This is a genomic window from Providencia sp. PROV_01, from assembly GCF_053098325.1.
Genome location: NZ_JBRFKD010000002.1, coordinates 2,549,174 through 2,565,523, shown reverse-complemented (window position 1 = coordinate 2,565,523; position 16,350 = coordinate 2,549,174). Strand labels below are relative to the sequence as shown.

Below are 16,350 nucleotides of genomic sequence, written 5' to 3'. Positions count from 1 at the left end.
AGATATTATTAATTAGGTTCATTTATATATAACCGTTTAATATCCGTATAATCAAGAGGGTCATTACCTTTAAATCCACTAACACTCGGTTTTATCATTCGAGCACTGACACGATAATAAACAGGAACAATAGCCGAATCCTTGTCTAGCAAAGCTTCCGCTTGTTGGTATATCGCATGACGAGATGAAGGATCTGGTGCAATTAACGCTTTCTCAAGTAAGGCATCAAAGTCCGGATTATTATAAAAAGAGGTATTATTACTGTTTTGAGACAGCATCATGTTCAAAAAGGCGGTTGGTTCGTTGTAATCTGCACACCATGTCGCCCTAGCAACATCGTAGTTTCCTTCATGACGACTTTGTAATGATGTTTTCCATTCTTGGTTTTGCAACGTAACTTGTGCGCCAATATTTTTCTGCCACATGGATGCCGCAACAATAGCTTGCTGCTTATTTTGATCTGAAGTGTTGTACAGTAAAGCAAATTTCAATGGGTTTTCTTTGTTATAACCGGCCTGTGAAAGCAAATCTTTTGCTCGTTGGTAACGTTGCTCCGCCGATAAATTTGCCCAATTAGGTAATGTAAAATTGCCATTATTAATAAAGGTTGGCGTAAAGCCATAAGCGACTTTTTGCCCTTGCGCAATAATTTTGTTAGTGATTGTTTCTCTATCTAACCCTAGTTTTATAGCTTCACGCACCCTCGGGTCATTAAACGGCGCTTTTTGATTATTAATTTCGTAATAGAACGTACACAAATAAGGCCGAACATATAACTCATTAGGCCTTTCTTGCTGCATTTTTTTATATAAAACAGGTGGGATTGCAGAATTAGATATGTCAATTTCACCACTACGATAACGATTAATATCGCTCACTTCGGAACTAATCGCTAAAAAGGTCGCTTGCTCAATACGGCTATTCTGGTTATCCCAGTAAAATGGATTTCGTTTGACAACAATACGTTCATTTACCACCCAGTTATCCAATACGTATGCCCCGTTCCCAATAAAATTTTGAGGCTGGGTCCATTTATCGCCATGTCGTTGAATTGCAGATTTATTCACGGGTTTCATAGATGTATGGGAAAGCATATCTACAAAATAAGGCACAGGGTGGCTAAGCGTTACTTGTAAATGTTGCGGGTCAAGCGCCTTCACTCCCAGCGCTGTTGCTGGTATTTTCCCTGCTAAAATTGCATCTGCATTTAAAATATATGCATTTTGTAAGTAACTAGAGTAAGGCGAGCCGGTATTTGGGTCAGACAAGCGTTGCCAGCTATACACAAAATCTTCAGCGGTTACTGGCGAACCATCACTCCACTTTGCATCATCTCGTAAAGTAAAAATCCACGTGGTGAAATTTTCATTACTCCAACTTTTAGCAACACCAGGAACCGATTTACCGTCTACATCGGTATACACTAGACCTTCTAATAAGTTTAATATCACATTGCTTTCTGGCACCCCTTCCACTTTGTGGGGGTCAAGTGAAGTCACTTCTGAGCCATTGTTAATTGTAATAACCTGTTTTACTTTTTCCGTGGCACTTGCCTGTAACGTAACAAATAATAAAGAGAGTACACCAAAACCAAGTGTTGATTTGAACATCCTATCCCTCATGATTCATTGATGGCGCTATAACCTCACTAGCAACCTTCTTTATGCTAATATTTAAGCCCTAGTACCGCTATTTCCTTATGGGCAATCCACTTAATGAACTCAAATAATTAAAACAATTAATTAACATTAGTTAGTTAAAAATTTTAAGTAAGTTTTAAAAAAACAGGTGGCATAATTATAATTCACTTATATTACAATGATTTAATAAAATATTGGTTATATGCTATAAGATAGCCCCCAAGCACATTTCCAAACATATCATTAACAAACGCCAATTAGAATAGTGAATAAATTTACATAGCTCACAATTCCTTACTTTTTATCCCTGTTTTAGCAATAAATGCCACATATAATTACAGGCATCATTTTTTTAGACGTGATTATTGATAGCTAAAATTTTAGCCAGCCAATTAAAGAAAAGGGAAATATGCTATCTGAATAGCAAAACTGATATGTGTAATACGAGGTAAATTAGCAGTGGGTATGGCTGCAATAGGGCCGATTTGCAGCCATAAAAAGAAATGAGATTACAATAGGCCTGGGAATATGGCCTTAACACCCGTCACTATAAACTCTATTCCCAGCGACATCAGTAATAACCCCATGATACGAGTCACTACGTTGATCCCTGTTTGGCCTAAGTAACGAACCAATAAAGACGCTGAACGAAATAATAACCAACAACAAAAGGCAAAAGCGATACTCGTCAACGCTAAGCCTAAAAAGTTTTGCCAACCATGCCAACGAGATGACCATACAATACAAGAACTTATTGCACCAGGCCCCGCCATTAGAGGTAAAGCTAAAGGTACAACACCAATGCTATCCCTAACCGCAGTTTCCGTTTTTTCTTGCTTGTTCTGTTTGTCTTCACCAATCTTACCGCTAATCATTGACATCGCGATTGTGACGATCAAAATCCCCCCAGCAATACGGAAGGAATCAATTGAAATACCAAATAATTGCAGTATTGAGTCACCAATTAATAATGATGTACATAAAATGATCGCAACTGAGGTATTTGCAATGGTGTTAGTCTTATTTCGCCCAGCATTACTTTGATAGTTTGTCATACTAATAAACACAGGTAATATGCCAACTGGGTTTACAAGTGCAAATAAACCAATAAAAAATTTAATATAACCCGATAAATCAAGTAATGCGCTACTCACCCATTCATTTCCTTAAGCAATTCTCTTTAGAGATTCATTGATACCTTTCATAATTTTACCACCGATGTTATTAATTTCCTTGAGTAAAACAATATTTTCTTTAACTTGCTAAATTTATTTAATATTTAGTTAGATAGACATAGATTATCCGCACGAATTGTTTTGATAATATTAAATTAAGTAATAGATGAACAACATTTATTTAACTTGTGCATAAATACACGTGCTGAAAGGAGTCAGCTTAGCATTTTCGTGATTTAGATCACTTTATTTAATTACCGTTTTGTTAATCTACTCTTAACTGATAGACAGAGCTAATTAGGATATTAACTCAATATTGAATAAGGTTTTTAAGCCAATAAGCGATGATGAGCAGCGTTATTATAGATTACATCTATACTTTCATCTTTAAGCATTTCTTCGTTCTATAGATGCATTGCTCATTGGCTTAAAAAGTTTAACATTTATCAGGAGTAATCTATATGTCCGTAACTAACGTTACCGAACTCAATGAACTCGTTGCTCGTGTCAAAAAAGCTCAACGTGAATTCGCAACTTTCTCCCAAGAAAAAGTTGATGAAATCTTTAGAGCCGCTGCCCTCGCTGCTGCTGACGCACGTATCCCCCTAGCAAAACTTGCTGTCGAAGAATCTGGAATGGGCATTGTTGAAGATAAAGTGATCAAAAACCACTTTGCTTCAGAGTATATCTACAATGCTTATAAAGACGAAAAAACCTGTGGTACACTATCTGAAGACCCAACATTTGGGACAATTACGATAGCTGAGCCGATTGGTATTATCTGTGGTATTGTGCCAACAACTAACCCGACTTCAACCGCAATTTTTAAATCACTCATTAGCTTAAAAACACGTAACGCTATTATTTTTTCTCCGCACCCTCGCGCCAAAATTGCTACTAACCGTGCAGCACAAATCGTGCTGGATGCTGCTATTGCAGCGGGTGCACCAAAAGACATTATTGGCTGGATTGACTCCCCTTCTGTTGAGTTATCCAATGCCTTAATGCACCATCCTGATATTAACCTGATTTTAGCGACAGGTGGACCAGGCATGGTGAAAGCCGCTTATAGCTCAGGTAAACCCGCTATCGGAGTTGGTGCGGGTAACACCCCTGTGGTGATTGATGAAACGGCAGATATTAAACGTGCTGTCGCGTCTATTCTGATGTCAAAAACATTCGACAACGGGGTTATTTGTGCATCTGAACAATCCGTTGTAGTCGTGGATGAAATCTACAACCAAGTTCGCGAGCGTTTTTCCAGCCATGGTGGCTACCTGCTGCAAGGAAAAGAACTCAAAGCAGTTCAAGATATCATCTTAAAAAATGGCAACCTAAACGCCGCTATTGTTGGTCAACCTGCTTATAAAATTGCCGAAATGGCCGGTATTAGCGTGCCAAAAACAACTAAAATCTTAATTGGTGAAGTAAAAACTATTGATGAGTCAGAACCGTTCGCCCATGAAAAACTGTCTCCATTATTAGCCATGTATCGTGGTAAGAATTTTGAAGATGCCGTTGCAAAAGCAGAACAATTAGTTGAAATGGGGGGAATTGGCCATACCTCTTGCCTATATACTGACCAAGATAACCAACATGAGCGAGTTAACTATTTTGGCCAAAAAATGAAAACTGCGCGTATTTTAATCAATACGCCAGCGTCACAAGGCGGTATTGGTGACCTGTACAACTTTAAATTAGCGCCTTCTCTTACACTAGGTTGCGGTTCTTGGGGGGGTAACTCCATCTCTGAAAACGTCGGTCCAAAACACCTTATCAATACCAAAACTGTGGCGAAGAGAGCTGAAAATATGTTGTGGCATAAACTTCCGAACTCAATCTACTTCCGCCGTGGTTGTCTACCTATCGCCCTTGAAGAGATTGCAACTGACGGTGCAAAACGCGCCTTTATCGTAACCGATGGCTATCTATTCAATAATGGTTATGTTGATGAAGTCGTTAGCGTTCTCAAAAAACATCAGATTGAAACTGATGTTTTCTTTGAAGTTGAGGCAGACCCGACATTAACGGTTGTTCGTAAAGGTGCAGCACAAATGCAAGCATTCCAACCTGATGTCATTATTGCATTAGGTGGTGGTTCACCAATGGATGCGGCTAAAATTATGTGGGTTATGTATGAACACCCCGAAACTCATTTTGAGGAATTAGCATTACGTTTCATGGATATACGTAAACGTATCCACCGTTTCCCTAAAATGGGCGTTAAGGCTAAATTAGTTGCTATCACAACGACCTCCGGTACGGGTTCAGAAGTGACTCCATTTGCGGTAGTGACTGATGATAAAACAGGCCAAAAATATCCATTAGCGGATTATGCATTAACACCAAATATGGCAATTGTTGACGCGAACTTAGTCATGAATATGCCTAAATCGTTAACAGCTTTTGGTGGTTTAGATGCTGTCACCCATGCATTGGAAGCTTATGTTTCTGTTTTAGCAAATGAATTTACTGACGGACAAGCACTTAAAGCCCTGAGTTTATTAAAAGATTATTTACCAGCCAGTTACCACGAAGGCGCTAAAAACCCTGTTGCAAGAGAACGTGTACATAACGGAGCGACACTTGCGGGTATTGCATTTGCAAACGCATTCTTAGGTGTCTGTCACTCAATGGCTCACAAACTTGGTTCAGAGTTCCATATTCCTCATGGCCTTGCGAACGCATTATTAATTTGTAATGTTATCCGTTTTAATGCTAATGATAACCCAACAAAACAAACTGCGTTTAGCCAATACGATCGACCTCATGCACGCCGCCAATATGCAGAAATTGCAGATCATTTAGGGCTCACTAAAGTTGGAGATCGGACTGCTGAGAAAATTGAAAAATTACTCGCATGGTTGGAGGAAATGAAAGCTGATTTAGGCATTCCTAAATCTATTCGTGAGACTGGTGTAACTGAAGCCGACTTCTTAGCCCGTGTAGATAAACTTTCTGAAGATGCATTTGATGACCAATGTACAGGAGCAAACCCCCGCTATCCTTTAATCTCTGAAATTAAACAGTTATTACTGGATTCTTATTATGGTCGTGAGTTTGTTGAGCATCAAGATACGCCTGTGATTGATAAAGAGGAAAAAAAAGCGCCTCAGAAAAAAACAGCCGTAAAAAAAGAAGTAGAAAAGAAAAACGCTAAGAAATAATGTGTTAAACATTATTTAAAATAAAGGCACTACAATTATTGTAGTGCCTTTTGTTTCACTATTTTAAATGGATGACAGCAAGAATACATAAAATCAATATTATATAAAATAATTTAACCCACTGAGTTGATTTCATTAACTGCCGTAATAATCCGATAACCGAAGCCTATTTTAGTCCCTACACCAAAATATTTCTGCTCATCGAAAATGAAGTGGCTGCTTAGGTATAACGCCCTCATTCATCAACTGAGCTTGTTTTATTGCTTCTGAATAGTGCTTACGACAAACAGAGATATACTTTTCATTACCACCTATATCAACTTGTAAGCCTTCATATACAGGCACCCCATCACTTCCTATACGTAATACCTTGCTCGCCTTACGCCCGCAATAGCAAACCGTTTTTAGCTCAACTAATTTATCAGCCCAAGCAAGCAAATATTGACTACCCTCAAATAATTGTCCTGCAAAGTCGGTACGCAATCCATAACATAAAACCGGAATATCCTCGTTATCGACTATGTCACATAATTCTTCAACTTGTTTTTTTGTTAGAAACTGACATTCATCAATAAGAACACAATGTACTTTTTGTACACTATTTTCTTTTTTGATTAACTCGGCCATATTTGTTGTTGTTGAGTATAGTAACGCTTCCGCAGATAAACCTATTCGCGATGAGACTTTTCCTTGTTCAAAACGGTTATCTATCTCTGCCGTAAAAATAACCGTACGCATTCCTCTTTCATTATAGTTATACGATGATTGCAATAATGACGTTGATTTTCCCGCGTTCATTGCTGAATAATAAAAGTAAAGCTGAGCCATTTGGCTGTTCCCTCAAAATTAATATACATAATAATTTTACCATAAAACATACTTGATGATTAACAATATTGGTGTAGATGCCCTTTACTTATTGAAAATTTAACTTTTTTTTGGGGCTCAACTTGTACCTTATTGCAAATATTACTTAGCACGTATGCAATAAAAATCAATTTGATATTAACTATAAACAGTTTCAACTAAAGCACATTCCGCTAAAAAGCATCATCAAAAAAAGAAAATTTAAGCCTGACCTTCCCTTCAATTCATTCCGAGTAAAAGTAAAATGAGACACGCCTCTTCTTTTTTGAATTATTTAATCACTAAGATTTTGGCTTATTCCTATTTTTCGTTTAGTTCAGTTATTGATAATAGCTATATATATATCTACGAAAAGTTTATTTTTCTTTTGTAAAAAAATTGCATTCGTTAAAGATTACTTTTAAACTAAGGAAGTAATTTAGCTATTGCAGAATTTAAAATAGCATTCTATTATTACTGTACACATGCCAACAAATAATTTGAGACCAGGAAAATGAGCGAATCATTAAAAGCGTTAAATAACATCCGTACTCTTCGTGCTCAAGCTCGCGAAGTAACTTTAGAATCTTTAGAAGAAATGCTGGAAAAATTAACCGTCGTTGTTGAAGAACGTCGTGATGAAGAGAGCCAAGCTCGCGCGGAATTAGAAGAACGTAACCGTAAATTGGAAAAAGTTCGTGAAATGATTCTTGAGCAAGGCGTCGATTTAAATGACCTTCTGCAAACAATGGACTCAGGTAAAAGCACTAGCACCCGTGCTAAACGTGCTGCACGTCCAGCTAAATATAAATATGTTGATGAAAATGGCGAAACTAAAACTTGGACAGGCCAAGGCCGTACTCCAGCAGTAATCAAAGTTGCCATTGAAGAACAAGGCAAATCTTTAGATGATTTCTTAATCTAATAGCCTATACATGTATTCTAAACACCCTTTTATAAGGGTGTTTTTGTTTCAACCTTTATATATTATTTTATATTAACCTCTACTAAGAAAAAGCGCTTAGCTATTATAACTCCCTTTTTTAGCACTAAAGCCGCATAACTACTGCCCACTTCAATTAACTGTTCTGTTTAAGCCTTTGCGCTGTATTATACTACCAATCAAATAATCATGATAAATAAAACAGAGTAGTAAAGATATGTAAGCTTAATTAGATAAACTTAAATATTGTTCAGTGATTTTATTTATGTAATGGGGTTATATGTTAATTTTTGTACACCTCTCACTTATAATGAGTAGCAACTAAACAGTCTAAATCAGAGCGATACGCCTTAATACCTGACGTTTATTGTTAATAATTTATTTTTTCACGCATAAAAAAGGCTAACAAATTAAGTTAGCCTTTAATAAAAATTTATTGTGAAATTTTATTTTGCTGCATTCAATGACGCTGATAATTTCTTCAACCACTGAGTAAACTCTTCACCCAACGCATCATGCTGCATTCCATATTCAACAAATGCTTTCATATAACCTAATTTATTTCCACAGTCATGACTTTTACCACATAAGTGGTAGGCCTCTACAGGCTCATTATTTTCCATCATTAATGCAATAGCATCAGTTAATTGTATTTCATCACCAGCACCGGGAGCTGTTTTAGCTAATGCATCCCAAATCTTTTCAGATAAAACATAACGACCAACAATAGATAAATTAGATGGAGCTTCTTCACGTTTTGGTTTTTCAACCATACGAACAATTCTTTTGCTATCCCCAGGTGCTAGCGTTTCTCCACTGCAATCCACAATACCATAGCTAGATACATCTTCTTCAGGGACTGGCTCAACTAAAATTTGACTTGCACCTGTTGATTCATATTGTTCGAGCATTTCACGCAAGTTAAATTTAGTTAAATCTGTACTGTAACGGTCTAAAATGACATCAGGTAAAATAACCGCAAAAGGTTCTTCACCGACTAACGGTTTAGCACACAAAATTGCATGCCCTAATCCTTTTGCTATTCCTTGTCGCGTTTGCATAATCGTTACATGACTTGGACAAATAGATTGAACCTCATCCAATAACTGGCGCTTAACACGCGCTTCTAAAATAGCTTCTAACTCAAAGCTTGTGTCAAAGTGGTTCTCAATGGAATTTTTTGATGAATGTGTTACTAAAACAATTTCATTGATCCCCGCAGCAATACACTCATTAACAACATATTGAATAAGTGGCTTATCGACTATTGGCAACATTTCTTTTGGAATAGCTTTTGTTGCAGGAAGCATACGTGTACCTAAGCCTGCAACGGGGATTACCGCTTTACGCACCTTGCGCTGTGTCATTTTTATCACTCCAGATATCATCCTTGCCTCTCAAATTTCACTAAAGTATCAAGAGGCATTTTAAGTGCGCAAAAGTATATCAGGAAATATTTATGAATAAATAGCGACGAGTCTGAATAGAGTTATTTAGATGACACATGCATGCATTTTAGACATTAATTATGTCTCCGGGTTAAACATAAGTTTTATTTTCTGACTATTATTACGTATTAAACACTGCCAAGCATTTCCTTTTACCTCTAAATGGTTAGATTGATAAAATTTAAGTGTACCTAAGGGAAGACTTCTTGGTAACTTAACATGCGTATTTTCTGTCGTTATTTCCGCTTCTAAGCCCGCACTCGCCATTATAATTGCTTTATTCTGTGTATTAAAATACCCCAATAAGAGAGGAAATTGCCCACTAAACCCCGAATCCTCTAGTAAATAATTTATTTGATTAATAATCCTATCAATATTCGGTAATTTTTTTTCTGGGTAGCTTACCGCACTTTTTAATAGGTCATTGAACACCACACGAATCAAAAAAGCAGCCATAATACCTTCTTGGGGAGAGCGCTCAGTGTCAATGCAGTAAAATCCTATTTGGCTGTCTGAAATAGCAGCTAAGTCTAATAATAAACCAAAGCGGTTAGCTTCATTAAGTTGGCGATAGTTAATTCGGTAATTATTTATAATTTGGTTTACTGGCGGTTGTAACTGCTTCAACACCGTCAACATATCTTGAGTATGATCTTGCATTAATGTAGAAATCTGATGAATTTCCTCTCCCATTAGCTCTGTTAGGCTATTTTTCTCAGGATACAGTGCAGAAAGTAGGGTCACTTTAACTTCATCTAAATTTTTTATTGGCTTAAGCAAAGCATCTTTAGCCCCTAAACGAAACATTCTATCTAACTGAGTAAAATCAGTTGTTGCCGTAATCACAATGACTGGAATATCAATATTACGAGCAATAAGCTCTCGCATAAACGCTTCACCATTCATTATCGGCATATTAAGGTCACAGAGAATGATATCAGGGGTGATACCGTTTATTGTTAACATCTCTATTGCTAATTGACCATTATCTGCGGTATAGATCTCAATACCCAGCGTTTCGAGGTAATTTTTTAAAATTGTACAGAAGGTGATTTCGTCTTCTATTATGAGTACTTTTCTATTTTTCATAAGATACCTACTGCAAAAGCCTAGTTTAATTAACAATACAATTATTCATACGATAAAATCATTTATTCGCCATCATTTAAGTATAGTGACTTTTCAATCTTATACTTATTTTTATAGAGAGTGTTATGAAATCACAAGTAGAAGATAGGTGTTGCTGTGGCAACGAAGCACAATTTGAACAATGCTGCGCCCCTTTTTTACAAGGAAAATCTATTCCACAGACGCCTGTACAGCTTATGCGCTCCAGATATAGCGCTTATGTTCACCAAAATGCCGATTATCTGATTAAAACATGGCACCCGGATTGCCATGCTCAAGAATGGCACCACGAAATTGTAAATAGTTTTTCGAAGACACGCTGGTGTAGTCTTCGTGTTATTAGTTCTTCTTATGCTAAAAATCCCGATGAAGCTTATGTCGAATTTTCGGCTTGCTTTATTGATGAAAAAGCTGATCATAAGCAGCTTATTCATGAACGTTCGCGTTTTATTAAGATGGATTCGTGTTGGTATTATATAGACGGCATTACCCCAAAAATCGGTCGTAATGATTTATGTCCTTGTGGCTCTGGTCAAAAATATAAAAAGTGTGGGCACCCAGACTAATTACCCTTTATTTAATGCCTGTCTAATGAGACACATTTAATACACAATCTGTCGTTTTTTATATCGCTTTGTTAGTTAAGGATTAGGCTGTTTCATGCAACACAAAATTGTACAAAAGAAAATTCTCAGGACAATTTGCCCTGACGCGAAAGGATTAATCGCGAAAATCACCAATATTTGCTATAAACACCAACTCAATATCGTACAAAATAATGAATTTGTTGATCATCACACTGGCCGTTTCTTCATGAGAACTGAGTTAGAAGGCATTTTCAACGATGAAACATTATTAGCGGATCTCGACGATGCATTGCCTGTTGGGTCTCAACGTGAATTAAACACTGCAGGCCGGCGTCGTATTGTCGTCATGGTAACCAAAGAAGCACATTGTCTGGGCGACCTACTCATGAAAAGTGCTTATGATGGCTTGGATGTTGAAATTGCTGCTGTTATTGGAAACCACGATACGCTAAGAAACTTAGTCGAACAATTTGGCATCCCATTCCACCATATTAGTCATGAAGGCTTAACTCGCGAACAACATGACGAAAAAATGACAGCACAGATTGACCAGTATCAGCCTGACTACGTTGTGTTGGCTAAATATATGCGCGTATTAACGCCCGCATTTGTTCAGCATTATCCAAACCAGATTATCAATATTCACCATTCGTTTTTACCTGCCTTTATTGGTGCCCGTCCTTATCACCAAGCTTATGAGCGTGGCGTAAAAATTATTGGTGCTACAGCGCATTTTGTTAATGACAGCCTTGATGAAGGGCCAATCATTACACAGAACGTGATTAATGTAGACCATACATTCACAGCGGATGATATGATGCGTGCTGGACGTGACGTTGAAAAAAATGTACTAAGCCATGCCCTTTACTGGGTCTTAGCTCAACGTGTATTTGTATATGGTAATCGCACCATTATTTTATAAGCCAACACAGTGGCTTATTTAACAACACTTTGTAGATTTAACACGCATTAAGAATAAAAAAACAGCAAACGACCATTTTATTGAAAATTAATGCTTTACAGCGGCGCGTCATTTGATATGATGCCGCCCGCTGTCAATGATTACAGCAACTCAAAATCTGGTGGGATACCCAAGCGGCCAAAGGGAGCAGACTGTAAATCTGCCGTCACAGACTTCGAAGGTTCGAATCCTTCTCCCACCACCATTTAATTAACATCCCCCCCTAATTTATCAACAACACCCATAAAACGATTTAGTACACTAGAGTGTGATTTTGATTTATAAATGTAACAAACACTTTTCCCCAAAATCTTGTTTAATGGTATATAAATTAATGATTTATCAATTAATTCTTCTTCTGGATAGTGGTCTATAATACCTATAAAGTCACCATCTTGAATAAAACTTTGGCAACAGCCAATATTATCCATTTGTCTCACGCTCGTTTTATTATCAACCGTTTCAATTTTTGCTAATAAATCGCTCATTAAAGAACTTTTATAAAATGCGGGGTCACATAACCAGGTACTTTTTTGTAATAATGTAACAAGATCATAATGAAATTTTTCATACAGTTCTTTCCGACAATAAATACCTAATGGTGAATTTTCTATTATTTTTTGTAATGAAAACCGTTCGCTGACAACCTGCTCTGAACTAAGAATAAGTGTATTTCCATCATAATCGACAATTTCATCTACTTCATCATAATTAAACCTTAATATATTTACTTGTACATTATTTTGATGTGCTGATTGATATAAATTAATTAAATGATTTTCCTTTCCCCAGTCATAATAAATATTAGCCTCATTGATTATATAACCTGAAAAATGTTTTTTCGTTATTTCTTTCTCCTGTAAATAAAGATCTCTTAGATCGTTATAAAGCTCTTGGCCATCCTTAGTTAATGTCATTCCAAATTTTTCTCGTTTAAAAAGCCGTTTACCTAGGCTTGTCTCAAAGTCTTTGATTGACTTCGCGATGGGAGGTGTCGTACGGTTCATCACTCTTGCCGCTTTGCTTAACGAGCCATTCTCAACAACCGCCATAAACGCCTCTAATTTTCTTGAAAAGAACATATCTATGACCCCATTCCATTTATTAAAATGTTAATCAACATACTTAACTTTCTCATTAATAATTATATTGATTAGCCCATAAATTAATCCAAAAAATAAAAAGTCAAAGTTGATTTTTTATTGAATGATTAACAATATTTCATAAAAGTATTTTTATAATTTCCATCATTACAAAGCAATATATTATACTGTTTCGATTAATTATTTTTTATGCCTCCACTATTAAATCACATTAAAATATAAATAACCAATTGACTTTAAATGAAATTAAAACTAGTTAATATTGAAATTATTAATTTAATTTTAATCAGAAATTAAATTCTAGCACCCATAATAAATTTAATTAATTATAATATTTTTTGTTTAACTAAATTTATTATAACTTTTATATTAAACGCTAAATTTTGATATTGTACCAAGAATGAGTTATGTAATGACCATTTTTATCATAATCGTTATTGGCTATAAAACAACCTAATCGTTGAAACATGCTACTCGGGGTTACAGTATTGCTACCATCTGGTAGAATACGCATAATAATCATAAAACTAGGTGATAAAAAACCATGAAATTCATATCGTTCAATATCAATGGCCTCCGAGCTCGTCCTCACCAACTCGCTGCAATCATCGAAAAACATCAACCTGAGGTTATTGGCTTACAAGAAACAAAAGTCCATGATGATATGTTCCCTTATGAAGAGGTTAGTCAGCTCGGCTATCATGTTTTTTATCACGGCCAAAAAGCCCATTATGGTGTGGCTCTTTTAACAAAAAATGAACCTATTGCTGTCCGCAAAGGCTTTCCAACTGACGATGATGACGCACAGCGCCGTATTATCATGGCTGACATTCAAACAGAGCGTGGCCCATTGACTGTTGTTAATGGTTATTTTCCTCAAGGGGAAAGCCGCGACCACCCAACTAAATTTCCAGCAAAAGAAAAATTCTATCAAGATTTACAAAATTACATTACATCAACACAAACGGCTGAGTCTCAATTACTCATTATGGGTGATATGAATATTAGCCCAACCGATCTGGATATCGGTATTGGTGATGCAAACCGCAAACGTTGGTTAAAAACCGGAAAATGTTCTTTTTTACCTGAAGAACGTGAATGGTTAGCTAAATTGTTAGGCTGGGGCTTGGTCGATACATACCGAGCTAAAAATCCTGATGTTGCTGATTGCTACTCTTGGTTTGACTACCGTTCTAAGGGCTTTGATGATAACCGCGGTTTACGTATTGATTTATTACTAGCCTCAAATAACCTTGCTGAACGTTGTATCGCAACGGGTATTGATTATGATATTCGCGGAATGGAAAAACCATCAGACCACGCACCGGTGTGGTCTGAGTTTGACCTAACAAAATAAATTTCCTCACTAGTTATCATGCAAAAAGGCGCTTAAAGCGCCTTTTATTGGTTTGCCAGACTCAACTAATCCTCTTTCTTTTTCGTTTTCTTCTTGCCTGTTTTTGCAGTTTTTTTCCCTGCTTTTACTGATGGGGCTGGTAACTCTCGAAATGCCCTCAAATTTGTAAATTGGCGTGCATGGTGAATTAATTGCATCAATGTTTGACCTAGCGGGTGCATAAAATCATCATAACGTGATTGTTTTTCACTAATTTGAGTCAGTACGGACTCCCAATGAGCAGTCATATCCGGTAATGTTGCCATATCGGGTAGAACATGAATTAGAGCCCTTCCTGCCGGAGAGGAATGAATGTAACGCCCTTTTTTGAAGAGAAATTGGCGCTTAAATAGTAAGTCAATGATGCCCGCCCTAGTCGCTTCCGTACCAAGCCCATCCGTTTCTCGCAATACTTTTTTTAATGCTTTATCTTGCACAAACCGAGCAATCCCAGTCATTGCTGATAATAGCGTTGCATCCGTAAAAGGGCGCGGAGGCTGCGTTTGCCGTTCGACAACTTCCCCTTTCTCACATAATAACTCATCACTTTTACTCACAACTGGCAAAGGCATACCATCATTTTCAGCATCGCGCTCTTTATTGCCTAATACAACTCGCCAGCCCGCTTCAGCAAGAAACCGAGCTTTTGCAATAAATTTACCCTTTTCAATTTCAAGATCAATAGTACACTTACGGTAAACCGCATCCGCCATGAACTGAATAATATATTGACGTGCAATCAGTTGGTAAATTTTACTTTCATTTTCCGTTAATTTTACTGCTGCCGTTTTTGCAGTTGGAATAATTGCATGGTGGGCGTCCACTTTTTTATCGTCCCAACAACGATTCTTTTTATCTAACTCTGGCAGTTCAAATTCAGTGAGATCAGGCTGATGCACAGCAATGGCATTCAATACACTGTGTCGCCCTGCAAAATGCTCATCCGGTAAATAGCGGCTATCCGAACGAGGATAAGTAATTAACTTATGTGTTTCATACAAGCGTTGGCATATATCCAATACTTCTTGTGCACTCAACGCATACTTTTTAGCGGCTTCAATCTGTAAAGACGACAAAGAGAAAGGCAATGGTGCAATTTCAGACTCGCGCTTGTCCTGATATTGCGTCACTATGGCAGGCTTCCCCTCAATACGCGATACCACATGGTCTGCAAGCGGCCGATGGAACAAACGCCCTTCTTCGTCTTGGTAATCAATACAGGAGTCACTTGGCTGCCATATTGCTACAAAACGCTCATCTTTTGGCGTAACAATATGGGCTTTCACCTCGAAATAATCTTTAGGGATAAAATTTTCTATTTCTTCATCGCGCCTAACAACTAGGCCCAAAACTGGCGTTTGTACCCGCCCAACAGAAAGAACACCTTGATATCCACCTCGTTGCCCTAATAGTGTATAAGCACGAGTCATATTGATGCCATATAGCCAATCTGCCCGTGCTCTCGCTAAGGCGGAGACACAAAGAGGGATAAACTCACGATTTTCTCTTAAGCGGTCAATTGCCCGCTCAACGGCTTGTGGGTTAAGGTCGTTGATCAAACAACGTTTTACGGCTTTGCGTTTCGCAGGATCGAGCTTTAAAAAATCAAGCACTTCGTCCACCAGCAGTTGACCTTCTCTATCGGGGTCTCCTGCATGGACGACTATTGAAGCTTGCTTCAGTAATGTTTCAATGGTTTTTAATTGTTTAGTTACTGCGGGACGGGGCTTCAATTGCCACTTATCCGGGATAATTGGCAAATCCTGAAGATTCCAACGTGCGTACCGAGGTTCATAAGCATCGGGTTCCGCCTGCTCTAAAAGGTGGCCAATGCACCATGTTACGGTTTGGCCATCACCACATTGAATAAAACCATCACCGCGTTTATGGGGTTTGGGTAATACATCTGCAATGGCCCTTGCAAGGCTCGGTTTTTCCGCAATAAACAAACGCATA

Annotated in this window: 12 protein-coding genes and 1 tRNA gene; 6 read left to right on the top strand and 7 right to left on the bottom strand. The window is 37.4% G+C overall.

The annotated features are described in order from the left end of the window. Positions 1-8: 8 nt before the first annotated feature. Complete coding sequence (locus ACU696_RS12510) at positions 9-1,622, bottom strand: ABC transporter substrate-binding protein (protein WP_447343119.1); 1,614 nt, start codon at positions 1,620-1,622, stop codon at positions 9-11. Positions 1,623-2,149: 527 nt separating this feature from the next. Next, complete coding sequence (locus ACU696_RS12505; protein WP_004254112.1) at positions 2,150-2,794, bottom strand: YchE family NAAT transporter; 645 nt, start codon at positions 2,792-2,794, stop codon at positions 2,150-2,152. Between the two features lie 482 nt (positions 2,795-3,276). Here ACU696_RS12505 and adhE point away from each other — a divergent pair, with 482 nt between their 5' ends. After that, positions 3,277-5,982 (top strand): bifunctional acetaldehyde-CoA/alcohol dehydrogenase, encoded by a 2,706-nt coding sequence (gene adhE / locus ACU696_RS12500; protein ID WP_109913226.1) that lies wholly within the window; start codon positions 3,277-3,279, stop codon positions 5,980-5,982. Between the two features lie 198 nt (positions 5,983-6,180). Here adhE and ACU696_RS12495 read toward each other — a convergent pair whose 3' ends face one another. Beyond that, positions 6,181-6,810 carry a thymidine kinase gene (locus tag ACU696_RS12495; protein WP_109913227.1) on the bottom strand — a complete coding sequence of 210 codons (630 nt, stop codon included), beginning with the start codon at positions 6,808-6,810 and terminating at the stop codon, positions 6,181-6,183. A 532-nt stretch (positions 6,811-7,342) separates the two neighbouring features. Between ACU696_RS12495 and hns the strand changes: the two genes are divergently transcribed. After that, positions 7,343-7,753 (top strand): histone-like nucleoid-structuring protein H-NS, encoded by a 411-nt coding sequence (gene hns, locus ACU696_RS12490; RefSeq protein ID WP_004254106.1) that lies wholly within the window; start codon positions 7,343-7,345, stop codon positions 7,751-7,753. 464 nt (positions 7,754-8,217) lie between these two features. On the opposite strand, the gene galU is transcribed toward hns, so the two are convergent. Both galU and rssB read right to left on the bottom strand, forming a co-directional pair. Continuing rightward, complete coding sequence (galU, locus tag ACU696_RS12485) at positions 8,218-9,138, bottom strand: UTP--glucose-1-phosphate uridylyltransferase GalU (RefSeq protein ID WP_004911149.1); 921 nt, start codon at positions 9,136-9,138, stop codon at positions 8,218-8,220. Between the two features lie 159 nt (positions 9,139-9,297). Further along, positions 9,298-10,308, bottom strand: a complete 1,011-nt coding sequence (gene rssB, locus ACU696_RS12480) for a two-component system response regulator RssB (protein ID WP_109913228.1) — start codon at positions 10,306-10,308, stop codon at positions 9,298-9,300. A 125-nt stretch (positions 10,309-10,433) separates the two neighbouring features. Here rssB and ACU696_RS12475 point away from each other — a divergent pair, with 125 nt between their 5' ends. The 3 genes from ACU696_RS12475 (at position 10,434) to ACU696_RS12465 (ending at position 12,100) form a co-directional block, all read left to right on the top strand. After that, the gene (locus tag ACU696_RS12475; RefSeq protein WP_209101575.1) at positions 10,434-10,913 is read left to right on the top strand and encodes a YchJ family metal-binding protein; all 480 of its coding nucleotides are present in this window, start codon (positions 10,434-10,436) and stop codon (positions 10,911-10,913) included. A gap of 94 nt (positions 10,914-11,007) precedes the next feature. Further along, positions 11,008-11,856 carry a formyltetrahydrofolate deformylase gene (purU, locus tag ACU696_RS12470; protein WP_110731961.1) on the top strand — a complete coding sequence of 283 codons (849 nt, stop codon included), beginning with the start codon at positions 11,008-11,010 and terminating at the stop codon, positions 11,854-11,856. A 159-nt stretch (positions 11,857-12,015) separates the two neighbouring features. Continuing rightward, positions 12,016-12,100: transfer RNA gene (locus ACU696_RS12465), tRNA-Tyr, on the top strand. Between the two features lies 1 nt (position 12,101). Here the strand turns inward: ACU696_RS12465 and ACU696_RS12460 are convergent. Further along, positions 12,102-12,977, bottom strand: coding sequence for a LysR family transcriptional regulator (locus ACU696_RS12460; RefSeq protein ID WP_004911163.1), 876 nt, complete (start codon positions 12,975-12,977; stop codon positions 12,102-12,104). A 565-nt stretch (positions 12,978-13,542) separates the two neighbouring features. Between ACU696_RS12460 and xthA the strand changes: the two genes are divergently transcribed. Beyond that, positions 13,543-14,355, top strand: a complete 813-nt coding sequence (gene xthA, locus ACU696_RS12455; protein WP_109913251.1) for an exodeoxyribonuclease III — start codon at positions 13,543-13,545, stop codon at positions 14,353-14,355. Positions 14,356-14,420: 65 nt separating this feature from the next. Here the strand turns inward: xthA and ACU696_RS12450 are convergent, their stop codons facing one another. Then, the gene (locus ACU696_RS12450) at positions 14,421-16,349 is read right to left on the bottom strand and encodes a DNA topoisomerase III (protein WP_123381910.1); all 1,929 of its coding nucleotides are present in this window, start codon (positions 16,347-16,349) and stop codon (positions 14,421-14,423) included. Position 16,350 lies beyond the last annotated feature (1 nt).

Excerpts from the sequence above, each read along its gene's own strand:
- adhE (WP_109913226.1), top strand. The coding sequence starts at position 3,277 with ATGTCCGTAACTAACGTTACCGAACTCAATGAACTCGTTGCTCGTGTC.
- purU (WP_110731961.1), top strand. The coding sequence starts at position 11,008 with ATGCAACACAAAATTGTACAAAAGAAAATTCTCAGGACAATTTGCCCT.
- xthA (WP_109913251.1), top strand. The coding sequence starts at position 13,543 with ATGAAATTCATATCGTTCAATATCAATGGCCTCCGAGCTCGTCCTCAC.
- ACU696_RS12510 (WP_447343119.1), bottom strand. The coding sequence starts at position 1,622 with ATGAGGGATAGGATGTTCAAATCAACACTTGGTTTTGGTGTACTCTCT.
- hns (WP_004254106.1), top strand. The coding sequence starts at position 7,343 with ATGAGCGAATCATTAAAAGCGTTAAATAACATCCGTACTCTTCGTGCT.
- rssB (WP_109913228.1), bottom strand. The coding sequence starts at position 10,308 with ATGAAAAATAGAAAAGTACTCATAATAGAAGACGAAATCACCTTCTGT.
- galU (WP_004911149.1), bottom strand. The coding sequence starts at position 9,138 with ATGACACAGCGCAAGGTGCGTAAAGCGGTAATCCCCGTTGCAGGCTTA.
- ACU696_RS12475 (WP_209101575.1), top strand. The coding sequence starts at position 10,434 with ATGAAATCACAAGTAGAAGATAGGTGTTGCTGTGGCAACGAAGCACAA.
- ACU696_RS12460 (WP_004911163.1), bottom strand. The coding sequence starts at position 12,977 with ATGTTCTTTTCAAGAAAATTAGAGGCGTTTATGGCGGTTGTTGAGAAT.
- ACU696_RS12450 (WP_123381910.1), bottom strand. The coding sequence starts at position 16,349 with ATGCGTTTGTTTATTGCGGAAAAACCGAGCCTTGCAAGGGCCATTGCA.
- ACU696_RS12495 (WP_109913227.1), bottom strand. The coding sequence starts at position 6,810 with ATGGCTCAGCTTTACTTTTATTATTCAGCAATGAACGCGGGAAAATCA.